The following is a 24,890-nucleotide window of genomic DNA, read 5'->3' on the forward strand; positions in this document are numbered from 1 at the left end:
GCACGCTGGTGCGGCGTCTGCGTTCTTGGCCTGCGTGGTGCACCCGACAGTATGCTGACCATCCTAGCGCTCGGCACGCGGGATGAAAAACGATATATTCGCCAAGATGTGTGAGTTTATCTCACAGGACACTCAGCAGGAGACATCCGATGGCCCGCCTGACTCCGCCCGATTCATCCTCTCCCGCCTCTCTGGAGGCATTGCCCTCGCTGAATGCCTTGCGCGCCTTCGATGTGGCGGCTCGCTTCGAGAGCGCGTCGCGTGCCGCCGAGGCGCTGCACGTGACCCACGGCGCCGTCAGTCGTCAGATTCGCCAGCTTGAGGAAACGCTGGGGACACAGCTGTTCGACCGTGCTGGCCGCGGGCTGAAGCTGACGCCGGCGGGTCATGAGCTGGCGGCCGCCACACGCCATCACTTGAGCGGCCTGGCACGGGTCTGTGCGGACCTTTCCCGCAGTGATGCCCGCGCGCCCTTCGTGCTCAGCTGCCCGGGCTCCTTCCTCGCCCGCTGGTTCATTCCGCGGCTGGGTGCCCTCAAGGCAGCCCTTCCGGAGCTTGAACTGCATCTGACTGCCAGTGACGACAACGAAGGCCTGCGCTCTGGCGTGGATGGCGTACTGCGCTTTCAGACTCCCCCCTTCACCCAGGCTGAGCATCAGGAAACGCGAATTCTCGGCACGGAGCGCATCGGCCCGGTGCTGCGTCCGGACACTGACTGGCTGGGCGAGACCACCGCGACTCCCGCACCACAGACTCTGCTGACCTTGCCGCTGCTGCACACCCGCTCGCGCCCGCAGGCCTGGCCGGACTGGTGCTCACGCCAGGGCCTGTCCAGCGATCAACTGCACTACGCGCAAGGCTTCGAGCACCTCAACTATCTGCTGGAAGCGACGCTGGTGGGATTGGGCGTGGGCATCACGCCGGATTATCTGGTCGAGGAGGACCTGCGCAGCAGACGCCTGATCGCGCCGTGGGGCTTCGTCGAGACACGCGCCTGCCTGACGCTGACGCTGCCCGAGAGCGGTCGCACACGGGCACGACACCCTCATGCAAAAGCCCTCGCCGACTGGCTGGCACGGGAGCTGAATACTCCGCCTGTCACCTCTCGCAACCCATGACAGGCACCTGCGCCACGCCGTCCTGCGGGCAGGCGCAGGAAACAAGAAGACCGGCACCCTTTCAGGTACCGGTCTCGGTTCAGCCGCTTGGCTCAGGCAGTCAGCCCAGAGCGCGGATCAGGCAAAGACGATGGTCTTGTTGCCATGGATCAGCACGCGGTCTTCCAGGTGCCAGCGCAGGCCACGCGACAGTACCTTCTGCTCCACGTCACGCCCGATGCGCACCAGGTCTTCCGCGGTGTGGCAATGGGTGACTCGATGGATGTCCTGCTCGATGATCGGGCCGGCATCCAGCTCCTCGGTCACGTAGTGACAGGTAGCGCCGATCAGCTTCACGCCGCGGCCGAAGGCCTGATGGTACGGCTTGGCACCGATGAAGGACGGCAGGAAGCTGTGGTGGATGTTGATCAGGCGGCCGGCATAGCGCTCGCAGAGGCTCGGCGGGATGATCTGCATGTAACGCGCCAACACGATGCTGTCGGCCTCGGCCTCTTCCACCAGTCGTTCGACCTCGGCAAATGCCGGCGCCTTGTCATTCTTGTCCACCGGCACATGGTGGAACGGAATGCCGTGCCATTCGACCAGTGAGCGCATGTCTTCGTGATTGGAGATGACACAGGGGATATCGCATTCCAGATCCCCCGACTGCCAGCGGTGCAACAGGTCCACCAGGCAATGGGAATCCTTGGACACCATCAGCACGACCCGCTTGCGAGCGGCCGTGTCATGCACCCGCCACTCCATTCCGAACTCTTCCCCGATCGGCGCGAAGCGCTTGCTGAGTTCAGCGGCGCTGAGGCCGATGGACTCGGGGTTGATCTCATAGCGCATGAAGAATCGACCCGCACCCAGATCGGAATGCTGATTGGCTTCGGTGATCCAACCGCCTTGCTCGGCGATGAAGGTAGAGACTCGGGCAACAATTCCCACCTGATCAGGGCAGGACACCACCAGGCGATAGGCGTGTGACATCGTATGTTCAACCATTGTGAAAGCGGGGAATGATATTCAGCCGGTAACGACTACCGACACGCTCGGGAGTCCGGCCATCGACGCCATGGCTCCCGGCAAAAGGTGCGCCATTGTAGCCGATCACACGCGACGAAGCAGCGCCCTTCAACGAGAGTGAATGAATTGTCAATTCGACCTCGGTTTCGCCCCTCGGGGTGGCCGACGAGAAGTGCCGTCATTTGTGGCGCTTTGCGGGATTCCCGTATAGTTGAGTGACATTTTACTGATGGCATGACATCCATGTTGAAACCCCGCGTTCAAGTCCGTCAGAGACAACGTCCACCGCTGCATCTTCTGCCGCTGGGCGGCTGTGGCGAGATCGGCATGAATCTGACGCTATATGGTTACCAGGATCACTGGATCGCCGTGGATTGCGGCATGATGATTCGCCAGGATCTTCCTGAAGGCCCCTTGCAGGTACCCGACACCGAATCGCTGGCAAGCCTGGGCATCTGCCCGGAGATGCTGGTGATTACCCATGGTCACGAAGACCATATCGGTGCCGTTGCCTGGCTGTGGCCGAAATGGCGCTGTCCGATCATCGCCACACCACTGGCCGCGGGCCTGCTGCGGGCCAAGTTCGCGGAACGCGAACTCGAGACGTCCAGCCTGCAGATCATCGAGGTCGATGAAGGCTTCGAGTCCGGGCCCTTCGCCTTGCGCCTGCTGCCGTTGACCCACTCGATACCCGAGAGCTGCTCGCTGCTGATCGTCACGCCGGAATATCGCGTGATGCACACCGGTGACTGGAAGCTGGACCCGGAGCCGCTGATCGGTGAACCCACTGACCCGGAGCGCTATCAGGCGCTGGCGCCGGTCGATCTCGTGGTCGGCGACTCCACCAATGCCCCTCTGCCCGGCCACTCACGCAGTGAGGGCGAGGTGGCGCGTGCACTGGAGAAGACGCTGGCCGGCTGCCGTGGGCGGGTCGTGGTGACCTGCTTCGCGAGCAACCTGGCGCGCATCCTGGCACTGGGTCGTGCGGCGGCTCGCAATGGCCGTCGGGTCACGCTGCTGGGCCGCTCGATGGAACGCATGGTGCGGGTGGCACGCGGACTGGGCTATCTGGAAGATTTCCCGCCGCTGGTGCCGGTAAAGGACCTGGGCTATCTGCCGCCGGAAGAGGTGATGGTGATCGCGACCGGCAGCCAGGGCGAGCCACGCGCGGCACTCTCACGCCTGGCCAACTCGCGCCACCCTGATTTCGAGCTGGCGGCGGGCGACACGGTCATCTTCTCCTCCAAGGCCATACCCGGCAATGAACTGGCGATCGGCAAGCTGCACAATGCCCTGACTCGCCTGGGCGTCGGCATCATGGAAGAGAAGCAGTTCCCGGATCTGCATGCCTCAGGCCATCCCGCCCAAGAGGAGCTGCGCACCTTCTACGGCTGGCTGAAACCCACGCGGTTGCTGCCGGTGCACGGCGAATACCGTCACCAGCTGGCGCACACCCAGGTAGCACAGTCCCTGGGCATCGAGGCACCGCTGATTCCCGTCAATGGTGACGTGATTCGTCTCGATGCTCAGGGGCTGTCCGTGGAAAAGCGTCTGACGTTGCAGGAGCGGATCATCGAGCACGACAAGGTGCGGCCACTTGACTCGATGGACCGTCGTGCACGAGCGCGTCTCGGACGCCATGGCAGCGTATCGCTCGCCTTGCCCCTGACGCTGCAGGAAGCCGGTTGGGTGCGTATCGGCCGCCTGATGCTGGACGTCAGTGGTACGGCCAGACTATATGAAGACAGCTTCGCCGAGTGGCTCGATGACACCCTGGCCGGACTCGAGACCACCGACATCGACACCGTGAAACAGCAATTGAACAGCAGAATCAATCGCTGGCTACGCAATCATCTGCGTCACGAGCCGGTGCTCTTTCTGCATGTGATGACCATGGGTGACAGCTGAAGACGCCATGACAGGCAAGCCTGTCAGGCTACTGCGATTCCCCCGGCCTTTCACCTGCCTTGAAGCATGAAAAAGCCCGATCGAAAAAATACCGATCGGGCTTTTTCATGCCTGAATGCACGCTGGAACATCCATCAGCAGAGATGTCCCACTCTACCGTCATGACCGCCAGTGCGATCCACCTCATCCACTGGGGCCCCGTGCCGGGCTACGCTTACTGTGCTGACTTGTTCTTCGGCGGACGACCGCGACGCTTCGGCTGGTCACTGACCAGATCATCGACGGAAAGACCCGCTTCGATCATCGCATCACGAATCTCGGCAAGCTTGCGCTCCTTGGCGATTTCTTCTTCGCGACGCTGTTCATCTTCCTCGGCTTTCTGCTCAATGACTTCATTGATGACTTCAGAAAGCTTGTGCAGTTGTTCCATGGACAACTGGCGTGCCGCTGCACGTGCGACATTCTTGTTGCGAGCGATCTTTTCCAGGGATTCTGCGGTCATCTTGCTACCTCCACCATGCGGGCGAAACTGGAATCCAATGAGGGACACGATAGTTGATTGGATGTTGCAGCAAAGTATAAGCCTTAATTGAAAGCTGACAAGCCTTGTCAAAAGCAAGGCAGTGTTGCCACAGCACCGCCCAACAAGAACCCTGCTCGAAGGCAGGGTTCTGGTGAAGGTTCATCGTGTTGTCGAGTGGATATCCCAAGCCAGCCAAGAGATTCAGATGGCGATTTCGTCAGCCACCGGTCATGTTCATGAAGCGAACGATCTGGACATCACCATCGGTCGTGAAGTGGTGACGCTCCGGCTTGAGATGCATCGCCTCGATGATGGCCGCCTTGAGAGGTTCGATATTGCCGGGGTCGCGGCGCATGATGGCACGCAGATCCAGCGAGTGCTCATTGCCCAGACATAGCAGCAGACGCCCTTCTACCGTCACTCGAACACGATTGCAGGTCGAGCAGAAGTTGTGACTGTGCGGCGAGATGAAGCCTACGCGCGTTTCACTGTCTGCCATGCGGAAATACCGGGCCGGTCCCAGACTGTCTTCCAGCGTCGGTATGAGCGCGTGATGCTCCTCTATCCGTGCCTGCACTTCATCGCTGGAACAGAACGTCTCCTCACGCCCGTGATCGGACACCTGCCCAAGCGGCATTTCCTCGATGAAGCTGATATCCAGCCCTTCCTGGCGCGCGAAGTCGACCAGAGAAACGACCTCATGATCATTGCGCCCCTTGAGCACGACAGCATTGAGCTTGATGCGAAAGCCTTCTGCCCGCGCGGCCCGGATACCGGCGATCACCTTGTCGAGATCCCCCGTACGCGTCAGGGCCTTGAAGCGCTCAGGGTCCAGAGAATCAAGACTGATGTTGAGGCGCTGCATGCCGGCGGCCTTGAGACGAGCGGCATGCTTGACCAGGCCCGCCCCATTGGTGGTCATGGAGAAATCCTTCAGCCCGTCAAGCGCGCCGATATCTTCCACCAGAGTACCGATATCGCGTCTGACCAATGGCTCACCACCGGTCAGGCGAATCTTTTCGACCCCAAGCTCCACGAAGGCGCGTGCCAGCAGGGCGATTTCCTCGAGACTCAATACCTCGTCTCGCGGTAGAAATGTCATCTCCTCGCTCATGCAATAGACACAGCGAAAGTCACAGCGATCCGTCACGGAGAGACGCACATAGCGAATGCGACGCCCGAAATCATCGACCAGGGTTTCCATCAACCATCTCCCAGGGTCTGAGGTGTCACAGGAGTCAGGGAATCCTGCTTGGCAGAGTGTGTCCGAGCGCCTTCTGCCGAAGAGTGCCAGCGCTCCAGAGCATCGCGATCACTGGAGCGCTCCTGCACCCAGTAATCGCCAGAGGCGGTATGCTCCTTTTTCCAGAAAGGCGCACGCGACTTGAGGTTGTCCATCAGAAAGTCACAACCGGCAAAGGCGGCCTGACGATGCGCGCTCGCCACCAGCACCAGCACGATATTGTCCATGGGCGCCAGGCGCCCGATGCGATGGATGATACGCGCCCCTGTCAGCGCGAAACGTTCCTGCGCTTCCACCAGCAACGCCTGCAAGCTGCGCTCCGTCATGCCGGGATAATGCTCCAGTGTCAGTGCCTGGACATCGGGGCGTTCATTGAAATCACGCACCAGCCCGGTAAAGGTCACCACCGCACCGATATCCCCCCGAGCATGGGTGAGGGCCGCCTGCTCGGCGCGAATATCGAAATCCGCTGACTGGATGCTGACCGAAAAGGCCCGATCGGCAGTCGCAAGGGGTGTCGTCATCTCAGCCTCCCGTGACGGGCGGGAAGAAAGCGACTTCATCACCGGCCTTCAGAGGATGATCATCACGCACCATGTCCTGGTTCACGGCGCACAGCACGCGCGAGTCATTGAGCGCTTCCAGCTGCGGATCACGCAGTGCCAGGGTGCGCTTGAGCCCACCGACCGTGGCATCGGCCAGGGTGGCAGGGTTGAGCGAGAGTGACTCAAGGTCGAGACGCTCACGCAGCTCGGCCAGAAACAGGATGCGCAGATTGCCGTTCACCGCCGTGACAGGCGACACGTCCTCGGATGCGACTGCCAGGGCGGCCGGCACTCCCGTCGGGGCTGGCGCCTCCTCCTGCATGGCCTCACGCTGCCAGTCACCGCTCTTGCCACCCGTCTTGGTTTCCAGCTGGATGTCGCCGATCACGATGCCCTTGTCCACCGCCTTGCACATGTCATACAGGGTCAGTGCTGCCACGGAGGCAGCCGTCAGCGCTTCCATCTCGACACCTGTGCGCCCGTTGAGGCGACAGAACACCTGTATCTCGACACAGCTGTTCACTTCATCCAGCGTGAAATCGACCGTGACTTTGGAGAGCATCAAGGCATGGCAGAGCGGGATCAGCTCATGGGTGCGCTTGGCTGCCTGGATGCCGGCGATACGCGCCGTGGCCAGCACATCTCCCTTGGGCAGGCCGCCCTCCGCCAACAAGGCCAGCGTGGCAGGCAGCATGCTGACCCGCGCACTGGCACGGGCCTCGCGCCGGGTTTCCTGCTTGTCCGCGACATCGACCATATGGGCTTCGCCGCGGGCGTTGAGATGGGTAAGGCTCATTAGCTGTCTCGTATCCGTATCAGGTCCGCCGGGGGTGGCGGTTACCTCTGTAAGCATGGGCGGTCGTCACGACAGCCCGGTAGATCCTGTTCCGTGGTCTGTCGGCGGCCCGAGGATGTCGGACGACGCGCCGAACTCTGCGTTCGATCGCTCGGCCTGGCAGGCCATCAGGACAGGCCACGCGTCCCCAGCCATTGCACCATGACCGGGTCGCCGGTCTGAAGGGAGGCGCAGCCTGCCGGGATCTCGATCAGACACTGCGCGGCCAGCATCGAAGTCAGAATCCCCGATCCCTGACGGCCAGTGGTAGTCACGACCTGACGCCCCTGGTCATCGAGCGTCACCCGGCCGCGATGATAATCGACTCGTTCAGGGCGTGAGCGCAGCGTCTCGCCTGCCACCATCTGCAGACGCGGTGACTGCCAGCATGCCAGGGTCCCCGGATGGTCTGCCGGTGCCGGGCTCAGCGGCCCCAGCCCCCCCAGCATGCGCAACGCCGGCAGCACGAACTGCAGATAGGTCACCATGGTGGCGACCGGATTGCCGGGCAGACCGAAGAACGGCACCTGCCGGCCTTCCTCTGCCGCAAGTGCGCCAAAGGCCAGAGGGCGCCCAGGACGCATGGCAATCCGCCACAGCGCCAGCTGGCCACAGGCCTCCAGCGCGCTGCGCACATGATCTGCCTCGCCGACCGACACGCCGCCGGAAGTGATCACCAGATCCGCCCGCGCCGCGGCATCTCGCAGGGCAATGCTCAACGCCTCGCGCTGGTCACGCAGAATGCCGAGATCCAGCACCTCGACTCCCTCGGCATGCAAGGCAGCCGTGAGGCTGAAACGGTTGGCATCATAGATGCCGCCGGCCGGCAAGGGCTCTCCCGGCGCCGTCACTTCATCACCGGTCGAGAAGATCGCCACACGCAGCGGACGATGAACGGTGAGTTCGGCCAGCCCCAGCGATGCAAGTACCCCGATGGCCGCCGGCGACAGCCATTGCCCCGCCGAGATCACGTCACTACCACGGGCGATATCCTCGCCGGCCTGACGCACATTCTGCCCTGCGCGAACGCTGCTGGCGCCGTCAATCACGACCTGCTCGGCAGTCTCGGCGTCACCCGCCTGGCTATCGGCATCAAGCATTGAATCAGGCGAGGCGTCGGGCGTGAAATAGTCGAGCTGCTCCTGCATGACCACACTGTCAGCCCCCGCCGGCATGGCCGCACCGGTCGTGATGCGCAATGCCTCCCCCGGAGCCAGGGCACGCCCCGTCCAGGGGTGCCCTGCCAGCGAGCTGCCGATGACTCGGAGCTGGCATCGATCCCCCTCATCCAGCGCGCCGGCAGCCAGCGACGCGTGGGCCAGCGCGATACCGTCCATCGCGGCATTTGTCTGGGCAGGCACGTCCAATGGCGATATCACCGGCTCAGCCAGAACATGTCCAACGGCCTGGGCGAGTGGCACGCGCTGGGTGGGCCGTGTCGCCGCGAGCTTCGCCAGACTGCCTCCCAGCACTGCAAGCGCCTCGTCGACACTCAGCATCCGCTCACCGAATCTTGGGTCAAAGCACGACAGACTCAAGAGGCCACCTCCTGACGGGGCTGGCCGCCATTCAATCGCCATTGCACCGGCCAGGCCGCCACCCAGGCCGCCAAGGCATCGATATCATCGAGGTCCAGCCGCGTCAGATCCGCGGGAAGCGCCACCGGGAACTCGCCATCGGGCTCATCAACTGGCTCATCCATTGAACCTGGCACGGCAAGTACCCGTATCCAGGGATCATGCAAGGCCCGCAGCGGCTTGCCGACGGCCGCGCGATGCAGCTCAAGCTTGGGCAATGGCCACTGCTTGAACCCCTCGACGAGAATCAGATCCACCGCCAGCCCATCGAGCTGCGCGACAAGCTGCTCCAGATCTGCCTCCTCTTGATCGGGCGTCTCCATCATCAGCGCAAAGCGCCGGGCAGAGGCAACCAGCATGGGAGTTGCCCCCGCCGAGCGCAGGCGATGACTGTCCTTGCCCGGCGTATCCACATCAAAGGCATGATGAGCGTGCTTGATGACGGCGACTCGCAGACCACGCTCACGCAAGGCCGGCAGCAACTGTTCCAGCAAGGTGGTCTTGCCCGTGCCGCTCCAGGCGGCGATGCCCAGCAGCGGACAGGCCGAGGCGGCAAGTCTCGCCGCCCAACCGGGTGACATCGTCTCGCCGCCGGTATCAGCGGAAGAGCAAGAATGAGAGACAGTGGACGCTTCGCGCCCCATGGCATCAGTGGGCAACTCGGGCATGACGATTCTCTTGAGGTTTCCGGCGTGCTCACGACGTGATGGCCGATACGATTCGATGATTCTGATGGCATCGACCCACATGTCGGGCCCTTTTCTCTCAGCGCCGCTCATGAGGAGCGCTGGCGACATGATGAAAAAAGGGTGGCCTGCCACAACAGGCTTGCCTGTAAATCTGCAAGTCCAAGGCCAGGCATGCCTGCCGCGGCAGGACAATACGCCGCTGAATTCCAACATGTACGGCAGGTGAGCACTGACCGTGGATCATTATGACTCGCCTGGCCAGCGGAGTGGGGTCGGATGACACGCCTTGAATGTCCTGCGGCTCAGGCTCAGGCTCAGGCTCGGCAGCGGCCGCGCCGCAATGGCAATCGATGTGGGCAGTCTCAGCGGGGACCGGATTCCATCGCTCTGCACTCATCCAGCGTATTGAGATTGGCGAAGTCTTCGGCCTTGCCCGCTTGCACCGTCAGCCAGACATGTTGCGCGAACCAGCGGTCGATCTTGCGCTCACCTGCCGCCAGAGCGGCTTCCAGTGATGGCAAAAGGCCACGGTGCAGGAGGCAGATGACGGGGTGATAGCGCTCGTCATCGGCGGCCACCGCCAGCAGCGCCGGCTCAGCCGAGGTGTCATCTCCCTGCACACGGTAGCCGGCCAGCCTGTCACCGTTGGCGTGATCTATCAGCGCCACGCTCAGGGTATCCACGAGGTCATTGGGCAGATGCGGCACGTCGCAGGCCACCACCATCACCCACTCGGTATGCGCGGCGGCCAGCGCACTGGCCATGCCCATCAGAGGGCCGTGATAGCCCGCCTCACGGTCTTCCACCAGCGGATGACCATAGGCGGCATATTCCTGATGCGAGCGATTGGCATTGATCAGCAGCTCACCGACCTGGGGTGTGAGGCGTGCCAGCACATGCGCGATCAAGGGCACCTCATTGAGCATGACCAGCCCCTTGTCGACACCGCCCATGCGCCGGGCCTGGCCGCCGGCCAGGATCACACCGGTGATGTTGGCCGGCGTCAGCGAGGCCGCCAGCTGTTCACCACTGGCCGGCAGAGGTGTCACGCCGGGATTGGTTTGGCCATCACGAGAGGGGCCGGAGTTGGCATCAGAGTGGGGTCTGGACATGCGAGAGGGTCTCGATGCAGGCGCGGCGGACGCGCGAGAAAATTCCTCTGATCACGCAAGACACGGGAACCGACGATACCTTTCCCGTGTCGGGCTCAACCAGGCATGCGCTCAGTGTGCAGGCTAGCTTCCGCCAACGTCCAGCGTGCCGTACAGCCATGACTCAGCGCGTTGTCCTGATGCGAGGACAGAATCACCGCGCAGCCCGCCTGGGACATCTGCTCGAGACGGATGGCCAGCTGCTCCACGGCGGCCTGGTCGAGATTGGCCGCTGGCTCATCCAGCAGCAGGACGGGAGGACGCGACAGCCAGGCGCGCGCCAGTGCCAGACGTGCACGCTCGCCACCGGACAGCGAGCGTGCCGGCTGACGGGCATGCTCGCTCAGACCGCTCCACTCCAGCATGGCCTCGACCTGATCGCGCTGCTCGCCGGCAGAGCGCCGTTGCGGCTGCCAGCGCGCCGCCAGCACCAGGTTGCCGGCCACGCTGGTATCAAAGAGATAGGGTTGCTGGTGCAGATAGCGTATCTGGCCGGCGGCCCCCTTCTGCCAGCGAAGCTCTCCACCACTGGCAGGCTGCATGCCGGCCAGCACCCTGAGCAAGGTGGTCTTGCCACTGCCATTGTCTCCGCTCAGATGCACCCAGCCGCGCCCCGGGTCTGGCGTCCACTCCAGAGAGGGTACCTGCCACAGCAAGCGGCCAGGGCTCGTGGGAGCGTCAGGCAGACGATACTGCAGGTCACGCACCCACAGCAGGCTTTCCTCGGCGACGGCTCGGGGCTCTGACATAGGCTCTGGCACAGACTCTGCCACGGGTTCTGGCATAGCGTCTGGCACAGCGTCTGACGACGAGGTCAGCACGGCCTCATGGGGAGATTCGCCCGGCGAGGAGGATGAGGGCGAAGAGTTGAGGGGGGACATCGAAACTCCAGACGACAATTCAGACTTGCGCGATGCGGTGATCCACGGCACGCCACTCAGACCTGTACGGCCAGCTGACCACGGCCACGCAGCAGCCCCAGCAGCAGATTGAGCACCAGGGCCAATACCAGCAGCACCATGCCCAGGGCGACCCCCTGAGCGTATTCTCCCTTGAGGGTCTCCAGGGCGATCGCGGTCGTGATGTTGCGGGTAAAGCCGGCAATGTTACCACCCACCATCATGGCGCAACCCACTTCCGCGATGATTCTACCAAACGCCGCCACCAACGCGGCCATCACCCCGAAGCGCGCCTCCATCACCAACCGCCACAACGCCGCAGGCCGGGATGCCCCCAGTTGCAATGCGGTTTCCCAGGCACGCCTGTCCACGCCAGCCAGTGCTGCATGCAGCATCACCACCAATATCGGCAGCGCCAGCAGAATCTGGCCCAGAATCATCGCTGGCTGGGTGAACAGCAGATGCCAATCCCCCAGAGGGCCTGCCCGTGACAGCAGAATGAACAGCAGCAGCCCCACCACCACGGTGGGCACGGCCATCAGGGTATTCACCAGCGAGATCAACAGCCAGCGCCCCGGGAAGGCGCAACGCACCAGCACGAAGGCGATCAGCAGAGCCGGCGGTACAGCCACCAGCATGGCCATCAGCGAGACCCGGAAAGAGACGCCGATGATTTCCCAGAGTGCGGCGTCCATGCTCAGCAGGAGGCCCATGGCCTCCTGCGTGGTATGCCAGAGCGTCACGAACGCGGCGCCGCCTGCTGGGTGGCAGTCTCACCGCCGGCTGCCTGACCTGCACCACTGCCATCCGCTGTCTTCTGGGCATCGAAACCGGTTTCACCGTGGCTGGCATGGAACAGCGCCTGCCCCTTGAGACGGAAGTCATCGATCGCCTGCTGACCCTCACGGGAAATCAGCCACTGAGCCAGCGCACGGGCGCCTTCGGTGTTCAGACCTTCATGATTGGCCGGGTTGACCAGAATCACCTGGTAGGGATTGAACAGGCGCGCATCTCCCTCCACCAGCACGGAAAGGTCGAGCTTGTCCTGCATGGCAAGCCAGGTGCCGCGGTCACTCAGGGTGTAATCCTGCAGCTCGCTGGCCATGCTCAGCACCTTGCCCATCCCCTGCCCCACGGCCTTGTATGCCGAGAAATCGGGGACGACATCGGCGCTCGCCCACAGCGACAACTCCTTCTTGTGAGTCCCGGAGTCATCACCGCGTGACACGAAGCCGGCATTGCTCTCGGCAATTCTGGCCAGGGCCGCGTCCACGTCGGACATTCCCTCGACATTGGCCGGATCCGCCTTGGGCCCCAGCAGCACGAAGTCGTTGTACATCACGCCATGTGGCTCAATGCCATACCCGGCATCGACGAACTTGCGCTCCGCGCCCGGCGCATGCGTCATCACCAGATCCACATCGCCATCCTGCCCCATGCGCAATGCCTTGCCGGTCCCTACGGCGATCACCTGGACAGTGACATCGTTGGCCTGTTCGTATGCCGGCAACAGATTGTCCAGCAGGCCGGAATTGTAGGTACTGGTGGTGGTCGCGAGGCGGATGATGTCATCCGCGGCCTGAGCGGGCTGCAGGCTCAGCGCGCCGAGAGACAGACCGGCGATGGCACCCAGCAGATGGCGGGCGGAGAGGATGTGGCGATGCGGCATGAGGTAGCTCCCTGGCGTGTCATTATCGGGGTGATTCACGAGGGAGATGATCCTCCAGCGATGGCTGGCCATCTCCCCGCGGCAAGACATTGCAAGCAGCGTGCCCGCAAGGCCACGCTCTCGCCATTCACCTGGTTGCTTGTCCTGCACATGGCCCGCTGGCAATGCCTGGATGCCCGGGTGAGCGCCGGCGAGAATACTGACAGGATATCGCCGCCCTGCCACAAGCGGGTCATCTTGACCCACCCGTGCGCCTGCGCGGGACGACACGATACACTGTTCCTTCGCGCTGGCCACCCGCTCGCGGCCCTGACTCTCGCTGCTGCGATGGCGCCATGCGCGGGCTTCTGAACCTCGCTTCACCCGGCTCCGTGGTGACTGTGCCCGCGCCGGGCGGAAGCGAATGCCGAGAGAATGGCGAGATCGAGAGAATGGCTAGATAAAGTACCGTGCGCCGCGCGACAATGAGCGAACGAACGCCACCCTGACACGCCATACCCGAATGACCATCGCCCCGATGCACGCCACGCATGATAGAGGAACGCCATGACCGTCCACGCCACCTCTCCCGCACGGGAGGCGCGTCGCGCCACGCACGACCAGGCTTTGCCGACCGCATCGGTCCTGATCGTCGATGACGAGCCGGGCATGCGGCGTTACCTGAAAAAGGCGCTGGCATCCCGCTTCGCGATGATCGAAGCCGTCGAAAGCGTCGAGCAGGCCGAGTCGCTGCGCTCGCGCCTGCATTTTGATCTCATCCTGCTCGACATCCGCCTGCCGGGACGTGATGGCCTTGAGTGGGAGGAAGCCCTGTCACCGTCATCGGTCAGCGACGTCATCTTCATGACGGCCTATGCCGATCTCGATACCGCCGTACGTGCCCTGCGCGCAGGTGCCAGTGATTTCATCATCAAGCCGTTCCGCCTCGAACAGCTGCACGCCGCGATAGACCGCTGCCTCGAACGCCGCCAGCTGGCACGTGAGAACTTCCTGCTGCGTCGTGACAATGCACGCCACCAGGGTGAGGAGGCCAGCCTGCAGGGCGAGACCCCCGGCATGCAGGAACTCGCGCAGATCATCGCGCGCGTCGCGCCGGCCCCCTCTCCCGTGCTGATACTCGGGGAATCCGGCACCGGCAAGGAGCTGGCGGCACGCGACCTGCACCGCCTCTCCGGACGGCGCGGTGCCTTCGTACCGGTCAACTGTGGCGCCATCAGTCCGGAACTTCTGGAGAGCGAGCTTTTCGGTCACCTCAAGGGGGCCTTCACCGGCGCCCACCGCGGACGTGATGGGCTGTTCAGCTTCGCCGATGGCGGCACCCTGTTCCTGGATGAAATCGGCGAGATGCCGCTGACCATGCAGTCCAGGCTGTTGCGGGTACTGGAAACCCGACGCGTGCGCCCAGTGGGCGGTGAGCAGGAGCAGGCCGTCGATGTGCGCATCGTGGCCGCCACCCATCGCACGCTCGAGACGGAGGTCGCGGCGGGTCGCTTCCGGGAAGACCTCTACTACCGCTTGAACGTGCTCAGCTTGCGGCTGCCGGCGCTGCGGGATCGCCCCGCGGACATTCCTGCCCTGGCCCTGCATTTCTCTCGACAGCTGTCGCGCGAACTGGGACTGCCCGAGGTCCCCTGGGATCACACCGACCTTGCACGCCTGTGTCGCTATGCCTGGCCCGGCAACGTGCGTGAATTGAAGAATGTCATCGAGCGCGCGCTGCTGCTGGGACGCCTGCCCGGCGATGCCCTCCCGGCCTCCGGCACCTCTCTCACATCTGGCCATGCCGCGATGCCCGGCGCTTCGGATGCACCAGGCGACGCTGCAGCTCCCCATGCGGGGGGGGAGGCCGACAGCGAGGCTTCACACGGCTATCCGCTGGTGTGGTCGCTGGATCGTGTGGAGCAAGCGCATCTGCGTGCAGTACTGGAGCATCACGCCAACAACAAGTCCGCTGCCGCACGTCAGCTGGGCATCTCGCGCAAGACGCTGGATCGCAAGCTGACCCACTGGCGCGCCGAGGCCGAGAGCGCCATGCCTGACCGCGACTCGTCTCACCGCTCGGCTGATGACCCTGCATGATCCAGCGCCTGCGCCATTACCTTGCCGGCTCGCTGCGCCGCCGCTTGCTGGTGCTGACGCTGGCCCCGCTGCTGCTGTTGCTGCTGGCGCTGGTCGGCCTGACCGCCTATTGGACCACCGCCTACACCGACCGCCAGCTGTACATGAACGTGCGCAGCGACCTCGATGTGGCAAGCCGCACGCTGCAACGTCAGCACCAGCGACTTCGTGACGGCCTGGAAACCCTGCGCCGCAACCTGCGCCAGTCCACCACGCTGCCAGGCTCGACCTCACCATCGACCGAGACACTGGCGCCTCGTCTGAAGGCGCTGCGTGAGACCCTCAACGCCGATTGGCTCCGCTGGCTGCCAGCGGAGCAGCTCGGACAGACGCCCGGTGTCGCCGCCCTGGTTCCGCGCCTTCGCCAGGGCGAGAGCCTGGATGGCCTCGACATGCTCAGCGCCGATTCACTGGCATCCCTCGACCCCTTGCTGGCAGAGCGGGCCCGCCTGGCCCTGCGCCGGACCCCCCATGCACAACCCAGCGCGCGGCGTGAGGAAACGCGCGGCATGCTGCTGCGTGCGCTGGTGCCGATCATGGATTCACGCGGGACGCTCGTGGGCGTGCTTGATGCCGGGCGGCTGCTCAATCGTGACCCGAACCTGGTGGATGAGATCCGCGATCTCCTCTACGGCCCGGGGACGCTGCCGCTGGATGGCACAGGCACCATCACCCTGTTTCTGGACGATGTCCGAATTGCCACCAACGTGACTGACAGCACCGGTGAACGCGCACTCGGCACGCAGGCCTCGCTCGAAGTGACCCGTCAGGTCATCGGTGAGGGGCAGCGCTACGTCAATCGCGCCTTCGTGGTACGCGACTGGTTCGTTGCCGCCTATGCGCCTCTGGATTCTCTGGACGGCCAGCGGATCGGCATGATCTACGCAGGCTACCCCCAGGCACCCTATGTGCGACTCTACCGGGAGACATTGGTCCACATCAGTCTGGTACTGCTGGCGGTCAGCCTGTTGGGAGTTCTGCTGGTCTGGGGCGGGGTCGAGCGCCTGATGCGCCCCATTCGCCAGATACGCCATGTGGTGCATGCCGTTCGCGATGCACCCTCCAGTGATGGGCTGCGCATCGGGCCGCTTGCCTCGCTTGGGCCAGAACAGCGTCGTGGTGATGAGCTGGATGAGCTGGCGCAGGAATTCGATACCATGCTGGCGCGGCTGGAGGCGCACCGCAGCGAGATTCAGGCGGCCGCCAATACCCTGGAAGCCCAGGTCGAGGACCGCACGCGTGACTTGAGCGCACAGACGAACACGCTGCGCGAGCGCAGCCAGGCACTGGAGGAGCATGTCCGCCTGTTGCGCGAAGCACGCGCGAAGCTGTTGACCCGCGAGAAGCTGGCAGCACTCGGGGAACTCACGGCAGGCATCGGGCATGAGATCAACAATCCCGCCGCCGTCATCCTCGGGCATGTCGAGTTGATCGAAGTCATTCTCGGCGACCAGGCAGACCCCGTACGCGAGGAAATCGCGACCATCATCCATCAGGTGGAACGGATTCGCGCGCTGGTCGACAACCTGCGCCAATATGCACGTGACCCACATCAGGCGAGCCACCACGGCGCACAGGCAGAGTTGCCTGACCTGCCGGGCGAGACGCTCCCCACCACGCTGAGCCCCCCGAACCTCAGCCAGATTCATCCAGATGAGGCCATCCATAGCGTCGAAGTACTGGTACGCCATGCGCTGGATCATCACGGACACAGCTTGACGCATGAGCTCTCGGCGACACGTCAGATCGAGGCCGACCGCGCCCAGCTGACACAGGTGCTGGTCAACCTGCTCATCAATGCCATCGAGATGGCACCCGGACAGGACACGCTATGCATCACCAGCGCTGATCGCGACGCGACGCTCGCCGGTGTGGAGGAGGATCATTCGCCGGTGATGACAGGAGACCCCGGCGGTGAGGTCGTGGCCGGCATCGAGATCCGGATCATCGATCACGGCAATGGCGTCCCGGAACACCTCAGGGAGCGCATCTTCATCCCTTTCTTCACCACGCGCGCCAACGGCTCCGGCATCGGTCTGTCGGTCTCGTCCGGGTTGATCACGCAACTGGGCGGACGACTGTGGCTGGAAGAGACGCCCGGGGGCGGCGCGACCTTCTGCCTGTGGCTGCCTTGCATCGCGCGGCGTCACCACGAAGACAACCAGGGCCGACACCTGCTCGAGACCCTGAGCGCCGGTGGCAGCAGCCGTGCCAGTTGATCCCCCTGCCCTGCCATCCACTGACCGGAGCCTTTGCCATATGCCATCGGCCAATTCGACTCCCTCTCCAGCCCGCCAGACCTCGACGGCATCCCCCGATGAGCCACAAGCCCGTCACGCGAACACCTCGCCGACGCTTGGCCAGCGCCTGCGCATCCTGCGCACCCGCCACGGCCTGTCTCAACGCGAACTCGCCAAGCGCGCCAACGTGACCAACTCGACCATTTCCCAGGTCGAACAGGATGCCGTCAGCCCCTCTGTCAGCTCGCTCAACAAGATACTCGATGTCTTCCCCGTCTCGCTCAGTCACTTCTTCAGCGACGAGATCCCCGAGGCGCCTGCGCGAGTGCTGCGCCGTGAGGAGCATGCACCATGCGAGGAAAGCCCCGCTGACACGCGACTGCGCAAGATTCCCGACTGGCCTGATGCCTCAGGGCAGCGTCGTCAGAAACCGCAGGTCACGCTGGGGAGGCTTGAAGTCCAGGACAGCGTCAGCCTGCAGGCAAGCCATGACAGCCTCTTGCTCGTCACCCGCGGGCGACTGCGCATCGAGCTGCCGGCAGAAGCGCTCGATATCCACCTCAGATCCGGAGATGCCGTGCGGCTGCAGGCCGGAGAGCGCTACCGACTCCACCATGCCCAGGCGCAAGATGCTGATGGGTCTGAACCACTGGACGAGGAAACCCTGACAGCCTGTCACTGGTCATGCATCGCCAGCGCGGGATAAACCGAAGGAGCCCCCTTTCTTCCCAGCGAGCCACGCATCAATCAAGAATGCCCCTCTTTCCTGCCAGTACCGCGACACGAAAGAGGGGCATTCATCAGAACCGCGATTCACCTGGGCGTCCGCTCACTCGACAGGCCGAGAGGGTTCACTCCCCCTCTTTCGCCGGGGGCAGCACCAGATTGAGCACGATCCCCAGAATGGCCGCCAGGCTGACGCCCTGCAGCGTGAACTGGCCACCACCAACCTGCATGCCGCCAATCCCGAAGACCAGAATCAAGGACGCGATCACCAGATTGCGCGGCGCGGTAAGCGAATCACCGGCACGCACCAGGGTGTTCATCCCCACCACGGCGATCGACCCGAACAGCAGGCACATGATGCCACCCATGACAGGGGTGGGAATCGTCTGCAGTACCGCCCCCACCTTGCCGATGAAGGCAAGCGAGATGGCCACGCAGGCCGCGACGGTCATGACACGCGGATTGAAATTGCGCGTCAGCATGACGGCGCCCGTCACTTCCGAGTATGTCGTGTTGGGCGGTCCACCGAACAATGAGGCCGCGCTGGTGGCCAGGCCATCTCCCAGCAGTGTCCGATGCAGCCCCGGCTTCTTCAGATAGTTCTGACGCGTCACGGAGCCGATGGCCACCATGTCACCGATATGCTCCACGGCCGGCGCGATGGCGACCGGAATCATGAACAGGATGGCGGAGAACTCGAAGGTAGGAGCGGTGAAGCTTGGCAAGGCCAGCCACGCCGCCTCCGCCACAGGCGACAGGTCGATCACCCCCATGGCCAGTCCCAGCAGATAGCCGGTGATGATCCCGCCGAGAATCGGGATGAGGCGCCACAGTCCGTGACCGAAGATCGACAGTACCAGGGTGACGGCAAGACTCACCAGCGAGAGGGTCAGTGCCTGCCCATGAGAAATGGTGTCACTGAATTCCCCCGTGGCCATCTGGACGGCGGTCGGTGCCAGCGCCAGTCCGATCACCATGATGACAGGCCCCACCACCACGGCAGGCAACAGGCGATGCACGATGCCGACGCCCTTGAGACGAATGCACTGCGCCAGCAGCACATAGACCAGTCCGGCAACGAACAATCCCCCCATGGTGGCGGGAATGCCGAAGTTGGCGACCGAACTCTGGATGGGAGCGATGAAGGCGAATGACGAGGCGAGGAAAACCGGCACGCTCGCCTTGGTGACGCTCTGGAAGACCAGCGTCCCGACCCCTGCCGTGAACAGCGCGACGTTGGGATCAAGGCCAGTCAGCAACGGCACCAGCACCAGCGCACCGAAGGCCACGAAGAGCATCTGTGCTCCCGTGATCAGCGTCGCCAGCGTGAAAGGCTCCTTCTCAGGAATCTGGTGAGCATCGTGAGAGGCAGAGGAAGCGGAGTCCGGGGCTTGAGAAGACGACATGGCGGAAGATTCTATTCAATGAACTGACGAAGGAAGGCCTCAACCTGACTGCTCAGACAGGTAAGGCAGATACAAAAACGCCCCACGCAAGGCGTAGGGCGTCGAGAGCTCAGGCGAGGCGCTTAGCGCGTGCCGAAGATCTTGTCACCGGCGTCACCAAGACCCGGGACGATGTAGCCATTCTCATCAAGACGATCATCGACGGAAGCCGTGAAGATCTCGATGTCAGGATAGGACTCCTGCACCTTGGCGATGCCTTCCGGTGCCGCGACCAGCACGATCACCTTGATCTGCTGGCAGCCCTTGGCCTTCAGCATGTCCAGCGTGGCGATCATGGAACCGCCTGTCGCCAGCATCGGGTCGATGACGATCGCCAGACGCTCATCGAGATCCGAGACGAACTTCTCGAAGTACGGTACCGGCTCGAGGGTTTCCTCATCACGGTACAGTCCCACCACGCTGATGCGCGCGCTGGGAATCAGGTCCGTCACCCCTTCCAGCATGCCGAGACCGGCACGCAGGATCGGCACGATGGTCACTTTCTTGCCCTTGATGCTCTGGACGTCCAGCTCGTTGCCGCTCCAGGCGTCAATGGTGGTAGTTTCCAGCTCAAGGTCCTGGGTTGCCTCATAGGTCAACAGCTTGGCGACCTCACTGGCCAGCTCACGGAAGCTCTTGGTGCTGATGCCTGCTGCACGCATCAGGCCGAGCTTGTGCTGGACCAGTGGATGATTGATGGCATGGACGCTCATGGAAATACCTCTTGGGACAGAAGATGGTGCTCATGATTGCGCAGCACTACCCCGCCAGCGAGGGACGATGGCAGGCAGAGAGGCTGGCAAATTGGGCGTATTCTAGCCGAGCAGGACTTTGATGTTAAGCGCACCCGACATCGTCACGGGCGAGGCGGTCAAGAAAATCGCCGACGGCTGAACAGTAATCAGGGTAATCGAAGCGCTCAGCCAGAATCTGACGCGCACGTCGGCCCATTTCACACCGAAGCTCAGGACTGGCGATCCATTTATCAAGCACTTCTGCTGCTGCCACTGGCGATATCACCCTGGCCGCAACGATGGCATCCTCGTCAGGCGAATAGACCCTGACCTCTGGCCCGACGAAAGCGAGATCATGCTCTGCAAGTTCACCTATGGATCTGATGGTGGGAAGCACGGCGCCATTCTCTCCCGCGATGACCTGCTCCGGCAGCCCATCGACATTGCCGACGATGGTCGGCACGCCATGCGCCAAGGCTTCCTGCACCACGTTACCGAATGGCTCACGCCAGGAAGGGCAGATGAAAGCATCCAGCGTGCAATAGAATTCCGACATCTCCTTGACCGCGCCATGAAACGTCACGACATCGGCCAGCCCCCACCTTGTCACCAGTGCTTGCAAGGGGGGTCGCAAAGGCCCGTCTCCCGCGATATGCAGCTCCACATTCGCATGGGTTTCCCGCAGCAATCTGATGGTCTCGAGCGCCACGACAGGCGCCTTGAGTGCCGTCAGCCGACCGGCAAACCCCAACCGGAAGACGTCGCCGTCATGGGTTGCCGTCACCTGCGGTAGCGACATGGCATTGCGTGCCACAAGCGCCGGGCACTCCTCTGATAGACCTAGCTTCAGCTGGAGCATGCGCAGTGATGCATGGGAATTGCAGATGACGCCGGACCAGCGTTCCACGTAGCGCTGGATATCGGGAGCCGGCTCGATGAACCAGGCGCTGCCTCTCTCGAAATGCACGATGGGTACGTCATTTGGGAGAGCAATGGGGAAGTTGCGATATTTATTCCAGATGACCAACTGCTCAAGCGTCAATGATTTCAGCAATTTCCGCTGATACGTAGAACGCAACCATGGAATCTGCCTGGGAAGATTGATGCCACGAGGTCCCTTGACGGAATGAATTCGCCAGAAATGATCACTCAATTCTTCTTGTACGATAGGGTGGATTCGATCGGTTATCGGAAGGACATGATAATCATTTCCGGCTTCCAGCATGGTAGTGAAGAAGCGTGAAAAGTGACGTTCCACTCCGCCCAGATTTCTCAGGCTGACGAGATGACCTATCTTCGGCTGACTTCCCATGGCGCTCCTTCTATGTGAATGCGTCCCTATCGGAAGCCAACATTATCACAACGGAAACATCAGCACCGCGCCATGCCTGACATCCCCGATGACTCACCTGCCCTCTCATGAGAGGATGAGTCCACACCCAACCTCCGACAATCATTGCTCAAGAAGGATACCCAAAATTGGCAAAGTCCTGTGCATATAGGATGGCCAACTTCTCTCGCGTGGCAGACGCCATACTTTCCTGAGCCACACGACAGCGGACATCCCCCTTGTTGCGATGAGCAATGGAGGAATCGATACCCAGCTTCTCAGCGACAATCTTGAAGTCCTGATCCAGCGTCTCGAAATGTCCCAGGAAATCCACCATCAACCTGTCATCTGCCGACATGATGAAAGAAGATTGAGAGTGGAATAACAGATGACTGCGAAAAGCACCTTGCCAGAGCCCGTTTTCCACAAAGTCATCAAAGCCACGATACTTTGCGAGTGAGGCTGCCACGCGACTGTCCTCAGGCCCCTGATTCCCACCCTTCAATATATAATGGTATGCGGAAAAAGCGCGATCATAGGGATTTCGCACAAAGGAGAACTTGAAGTAATTATTGAATTTCTTGCTATCTACTTTTTTATAAGTTTGCCAGGAAACATGATCTCGGCCTTTTTCACTCTTCTTTCCCAATGCGGCTAGAACCGAGGTCCCGGCGGCCTTGGGAATATGTATGAAAATACATTTGTTGCGATCAAAGTGTTTACGATAAGGGAATTCGTGCTTCAACCACATGACAAGCCTCATACATAGATTGCGAATGATCCATCACCTTGCCGCAAGAGTAGGCAAACAATACGCATTTTTCGTGTACATACCGTCAAAAAAAGGAAGAAGTAGATCATGCGCCAGCGCAATGTTACAGTACATGGAAATAGACTTACGGTGTAACCATCAGCCATGCTCCATATTTTTATATCGTGCGATGAAAACTATGCGCCTCATCTAGCCACGACTATCATGTCCATACTTGATAACTGTCAAAAGCCAGAAGCGCTGAGCTTCATCATTGGTGATGGAGGACTGTCGTCCGACACCATTTCCAGATTGCACGCAATGATCGCGCCCTACCAGTCACAGATCACCTTTACTTACCTGCACGAGAGCAAGTTTGAAGGACTGGAGGTCAAACGTTACGGGCTTTCCATCTATTTCAGATTATATCTGAGTGAGGTCATCGACCCTTCCATTCAACATATCGTATGCATTGATTGCGATACTATCGTCGTGGGCGATATCACGACGATCATGGATGACCTGCCGACTCAGGACTTCACGCTGGCCGCTGTGGAGAATATTGGCCGATCTCCTTATAAATCATTGGGCCTGGAGAAAGGCAAATACTTCAACTGCGGCTTGATGTTGATCAACATGCCTCGCTGGAAGGAATATAATATTGGCGAGAGGGCATTATATTTCTTGAGAAAACACCCCGAACTCTGTCTATATCCTGAACAATCCGCACTGAATAAAATTCTCGACGGCCAATGGACACAATTACCGTTGGTCTGGAATGCTCAACGTCCTGCTTACAAGATTCTTGAGAAAAGAATGGATGAACAGCATAGAGCGGAACATGAATTCCTGGAGTCCATCGAGAAACCCAAGATGATTCACTACATGGGAAAAGGCAGCAAGCCTTGGGAATATGGCTCACTGCATCCATTGAAGGATGTTTACTTTTATTATAGAGCCAAGACGCCATGGGCCTCTGGCAATATCGTCAACAACAAGACACTCAAGAAATCCATTCTGTCTTATATTGAATTGCAGAAGTTATACAAGTACCACAAGAGAAGATCCATGAGCCAGGAGTTGCTTGACGCTCATCGATAACGATTTCCTTGAATGGCATCTCTCGGAGATGCCATTCAATTCATCATCATGGCCGCCTCTTGATTACCGCTTGTCCACTACCTCGGCAATGAAGTCACCAATCCCCTGGCAGTACCGTTGCTGACAGAAATCTCGTGCGATGATCTCGCGGGCGACCGTCCCCATCTCTCTCCGCTGCTCCGGGCTTTCCGCCCAACGCTGCAGGACATCGGCAATGGCGGCCGAGTCCAGGACATGCGCCTGCACGATGGCATCGCGCTCGGGTGAATAGACTCTGTCCGGCCCCTGGACGAAGTCTTCTCCATAACGGGCGAGCTCACCCTTCGGGCGTCCGGGTGTCAGCACCTCACCATTGAGGCCGGAGGTGATCTGCTCCGGCAATCCATCGACATTGCCGACGATCGCAGGCACTCCATGCGCCAGGGCTTCCTGCACCACATTGCCGAACGGCTCGCGCCAGGAAGGACAGATGAAGGCATCGAGGGAAGAATAGAATTCACTCATGTCACTGAGCAGGCCACAGAAGCGGACACTATCTTCAAGCCCCCACTCGATGACCAATGACTTGAGAGCCGCCTCCAGCGTCCCCGTACCAGCGATCCAAAGCTCAGCATGGGGCACACTGACCTTGAGATCTCGCAGCGCCTCGATGGCAATCACTGGCGCCTTGAGGCCGGTCAGGCGTCCTGCAAAACCGATTCTGAATCGCGAAGCCGGATGCGTGGAGGCCTTCTCGGGCAGCACGATGGAATTGCGCACCACCTTGCAGGGCAAGGTGTCACGGATGCCGAGCGACAATTTCAACATGCGACTGGCGGCATGGGAGTTGCAGATGATGCCATCGAGCCTCGAGAGGTAATCCTCGACCTCGGGGGTAGGCTCCACGAACCAGGCAGCGCCATGCTCGTAATGGATGAGGCTGATGTGCTCAGGAAAATGCAGAGGATGGTGACGCAACTTGTTCCACACCACGATTGCCTGCATCTCTTCATCATCGAGCAATCGCGCCTGGCAGTTATCCCGCAGCCAGGGGAGCTGACGCGGGATCTTGATACCGAGATAGCGCTTTATATCGTGCACGCGACCTGGGAAGTCCGCATAGACGGACTGCAGCATCGGATGAATCTCGGGGGTCTGCAACAGCACATGATGATCACGCTCATTGGCGGCCATGCGATAGAAATTGGTGAAGGTGCGCTCGGCCCCTCCCAGGTTCTTGAGACTGATCAGATGACCCGCGCGAGGTCCTTGCAATGTCGGATGCGTCAATGTGGTTTCTC

Annotated in this window: 22 protein-coding genes; 6 read left to right on the forward strand and 16 right to left on the reverse strand. The window is 61.6% G+C overall.

Annotated features, from left to right (window positions below; translation table 11 throughout):
- The first annotated feature begins 149 nt into the window (after positions 1-149).
- The gene (locus BOH68_RS12010) at positions 150-1,118 is read left to right on the forward strand and encodes a LysR family transcriptional regulator (RefSeq protein ID WP_077374533.1); all 969 of its coding nucleotides are present in this window, start codon (positions 150-152) and stop codon (positions 1,116-1,118) included.
- A 117-nt stretch (positions 1,119-1,235) separates the two neighbouring features.
- Here the strand turns inward: BOH68_RS12010 and purU are convergent, their stop codons facing one another.
- Positions 1,236-2,090 carry a formyltetrahydrofolate deformylase gene (gene purU / locus BOH68_RS12015; RefSeq protein ID WP_077374535.1) on the reverse strand — a complete coding sequence of 285 codons (855 nt, stop codon included), beginning with the start codon at positions 2,088-2,090 and terminating at the stop codon, positions 1,236-1,238.
- 363 nt (positions 2,091-2,453) lie between these two features.
- Between purU and BOH68_RS12020 the strand changes: the two genes are divergently transcribed.
- Positions 2,454-4,034, forward strand: a complete 1,581-nt coding sequence (locus tag BOH68_RS12020; protein ID WP_077375582.1) for a ribonuclease J — start codon at positions 2,454-2,456, stop codon at positions 4,032-4,034.
- A 214-nt stretch (positions 4,035-4,248) separates the two neighbouring features.
- Here BOH68_RS12020 and BOH68_RS12025 read toward each other — a convergent pair whose 3' ends face one another.
- From BOH68_RS12025 to BOH68_RS12070, 10 genes are all read right to left on the reverse strand, one after another.
- The gene (locus tag BOH68_RS12025; protein ID WP_077374537.1) at positions 4,249-4,536 is read right to left on the reverse strand and encodes an H-NS family histone-like protein; all 288 of its coding nucleotides are present in this window, start codon (positions 4,534-4,536) and stop codon (positions 4,249-4,251) included.
- A 238-nt stretch (positions 4,537-4,774) separates the two neighbouring features.
- Entirely contained in the window at positions 4,775-5,761 is a 987-nt protein-coding gene (gene moaA / locus BOH68_RS12030; RefSeq protein ID WP_169477207.1) for a GTP 3',8-cyclase MoaA, read from the reverse strand.
- Positions 5,761-6,324: a molybdenum cofactor biosynthesis protein MoaE gene (locus tag BOH68_RS12035; protein WP_077374541.1), complete on the reverse strand. Its 564-nt coding sequence runs from the start codon at positions 6,322-6,324 to the stop codon at positions 5,761-5,763. The genes moaA and BOH68_RS12035 overlap by 1 nt, the downstream gene beginning before the upstream one ends.
- Before the next feature lies 1 nt (position 6,325).
- On the reverse strand, positions 6,326-7,141 hold the full coding sequence (moaC, locus tag BOH68_RS12040; protein WP_077374543.1) for a cyclic pyranopterin monophosphate synthase MoaC: 816 nt from the start codon (positions 7,139-7,141) through the stop codon (positions 6,326-6,328).
- Positions 7,142-7,308: 167 nt separating this feature from the next.
- Entirely contained in the window at positions 7,309-8,679 is a 1,371-nt protein-coding gene (moeA, locus tag BOH68_RS12045) for a molybdopterin molybdotransferase MoeA (RefSeq protein WP_258038215.1), read from the reverse strand.
- A 35-nt stretch (positions 8,680-8,714) separates the two neighbouring features.
- The gene (mobB, locus tag BOH68_RS12050; RefSeq protein WP_077375585.1) at positions 8,715-9,338 is read right to left on the reverse strand and encodes a molybdopterin-guanine dinucleotide biosynthesis protein B; all 624 of its coding nucleotides are present in this window, start codon (positions 9,336-9,338) and stop codon (positions 8,715-8,717) included.
- 470 nt (positions 9,339-9,808) lie between these two features.
- Positions 9,809-10,558, reverse strand: a complete 750-nt coding sequence (gene mobA / locus BOH68_RS12055; protein WP_077374547.1) for a molybdenum cofactor guanylyltransferase MobA — start codon at positions 10,556-10,558, stop codon at positions 9,809-9,811.
- Positions 10,559-10,653: 95 nt separating this feature from the next.
- The gene (locus BOH68_RS12060) at positions 10,654-11,346 is read right to left on the reverse strand and encodes an ABC transporter ATP-binding protein (RefSeq protein ID WP_170877387.1); all 693 of its coding nucleotides are present in this window, start codon (positions 11,344-11,346) and stop codon (positions 10,654-10,656) included.
- Between the two features lie 188 nt (positions 11,347-11,534).
- Positions 11,535-12,209, reverse strand: a complete 675-nt coding sequence (locus BOH68_RS12065) for an ABC transporter permease (protein ID WP_205632739.1) — start codon at positions 12,207-12,209, stop codon at positions 11,535-11,537.
- Positions 12,210-12,235: 26 nt separating this feature from the next.
- A complete protein-coding gene (locus BOH68_RS12070) occupies positions 12,236-13,165 on the reverse strand; it encodes a substrate-binding domain-containing protein (RefSeq protein WP_077374553.1) in 930 nt (309 codons plus the stop codon).
- 546 nt (positions 13,166-13,711) lie between these two features.
- On the opposite strand from BOH68_RS12070, the gene BOH68_RS12075 reads away from it, so the two are divergent.
- Genes BOH68_RS12075 through BOH68_RS12085 form a run of 3 tightly spaced genes read left to right on the forward strand, consistent with a single transcriptional unit; the run spans position 13,712 to position 18,229 of the window.
- Positions 13,712-15,244, forward strand: a complete 1,533-nt coding sequence (locus BOH68_RS12075) for a sigma-54-dependent transcriptional regulator (protein WP_077374557.1) — start codon at positions 13,712-13,714, stop codon at positions 15,242-15,244.
- Positions 15,241-17,502, forward strand: a complete 2,262-nt coding sequence (locus tag BOH68_RS12080; RefSeq protein ID WP_077374559.1) for a HAMP domain-containing histidine kinase — start codon at positions 15,241-15,243, stop codon at positions 17,500-17,502. The genes BOH68_RS12075 and BOH68_RS12080 overlap by 4 nt, the downstream gene beginning before the upstream one ends.
- Before the next feature lie 40 nt (positions 17,503-17,542).
- On the forward strand, positions 17,543-18,229 hold the full coding sequence (locus BOH68_RS12085; protein WP_077374561.1) for a helix-turn-helix domain-containing protein: 687 nt from the start codon (positions 17,543-17,545) through the stop codon (positions 18,227-18,229).
- A gap of 145 nt (positions 18,230-18,374) precedes the next feature.
- Here BOH68_RS12085 and BOH68_RS12090 read toward each other — a convergent pair whose 3' ends face one another.
- The 4 genes from BOH68_RS12090 to BOH68_RS12105 form a co-directional block, all read right to left on the reverse strand.
- On the reverse strand, positions 18,375-19,655 hold the full coding sequence (locus BOH68_RS12090; RefSeq protein ID WP_077374563.1) for a uracil-xanthine permease family protein: 1,281 nt from the start codon (positions 19,653-19,655) through the stop codon (positions 18,375-18,377).
- Positions 19,656-19,777: 122 nt separating this feature from the next.
- Entirely contained in the window at positions 19,778-20,407 is a 630-nt protein-coding gene (upp, locus tag BOH68_RS12095; protein WP_077374565.1) for a uracil phosphoribosyltransferase, read from the reverse strand.
- Between the two features lie 124 nt (positions 20,408-20,531).
- Entirely contained in the window at positions 20,532-21,740 is a 1,209-nt protein-coding gene (locus BOH68_RS12100) for a glycosyltransferase family 4 protein (RefSeq protein WP_077374567.1), read from the reverse strand.
- A 148-nt stretch (positions 21,741-21,888) separates the two neighbouring features.
- Positions 21,889-22,509: a sulfotransferase family 2 domain-containing protein gene (locus tag BOH68_RS12105; protein WP_170877388.1), complete on the reverse strand. Its 621-nt coding sequence runs from the start codon at positions 22,507-22,509 to the stop codon at positions 21,889-21,891.
- A gap of 165 nt (positions 22,510-22,674) precedes the next feature.
- Here BOH68_RS12105 and BOH68_RS12110 point away from each other — a divergent pair, with 165 nt between their 5' ends.
- Positions 22,675-23,610, forward strand: a complete 936-nt coding sequence (locus BOH68_RS12110; protein ID WP_077374571.1) for a glycosyltransferase family 8 protein — start codon at positions 22,675-22,677, stop codon at positions 23,608-23,610.
- Between the two features lie 63 nt (positions 23,611-23,673).
- Here the strand turns inward: BOH68_RS12110 and BOH68_RS12115 are convergent, their stop codons facing one another.
- Positions 23,674-24,864, reverse strand: a complete 1,191-nt coding sequence (locus BOH68_RS12115; RefSeq protein WP_077374574.1) for a glycosyltransferase family 4 protein — start codon at positions 24,862-24,864, stop codon at positions 23,674-23,676.
- Positions 24,865-24,890: the final 26 nt, after the last annotated feature.

It is taken from the genome of Cobetia sp. MM1IDA2H-1 (assembly GCF_002916775.2).
Classification (GTDB): domain Bacteria; phylum Pseudomonadota; class Gammaproteobacteria; order Pseudomonadales; family Halomonadaceae; genus Cobetia; species Cobetia marina.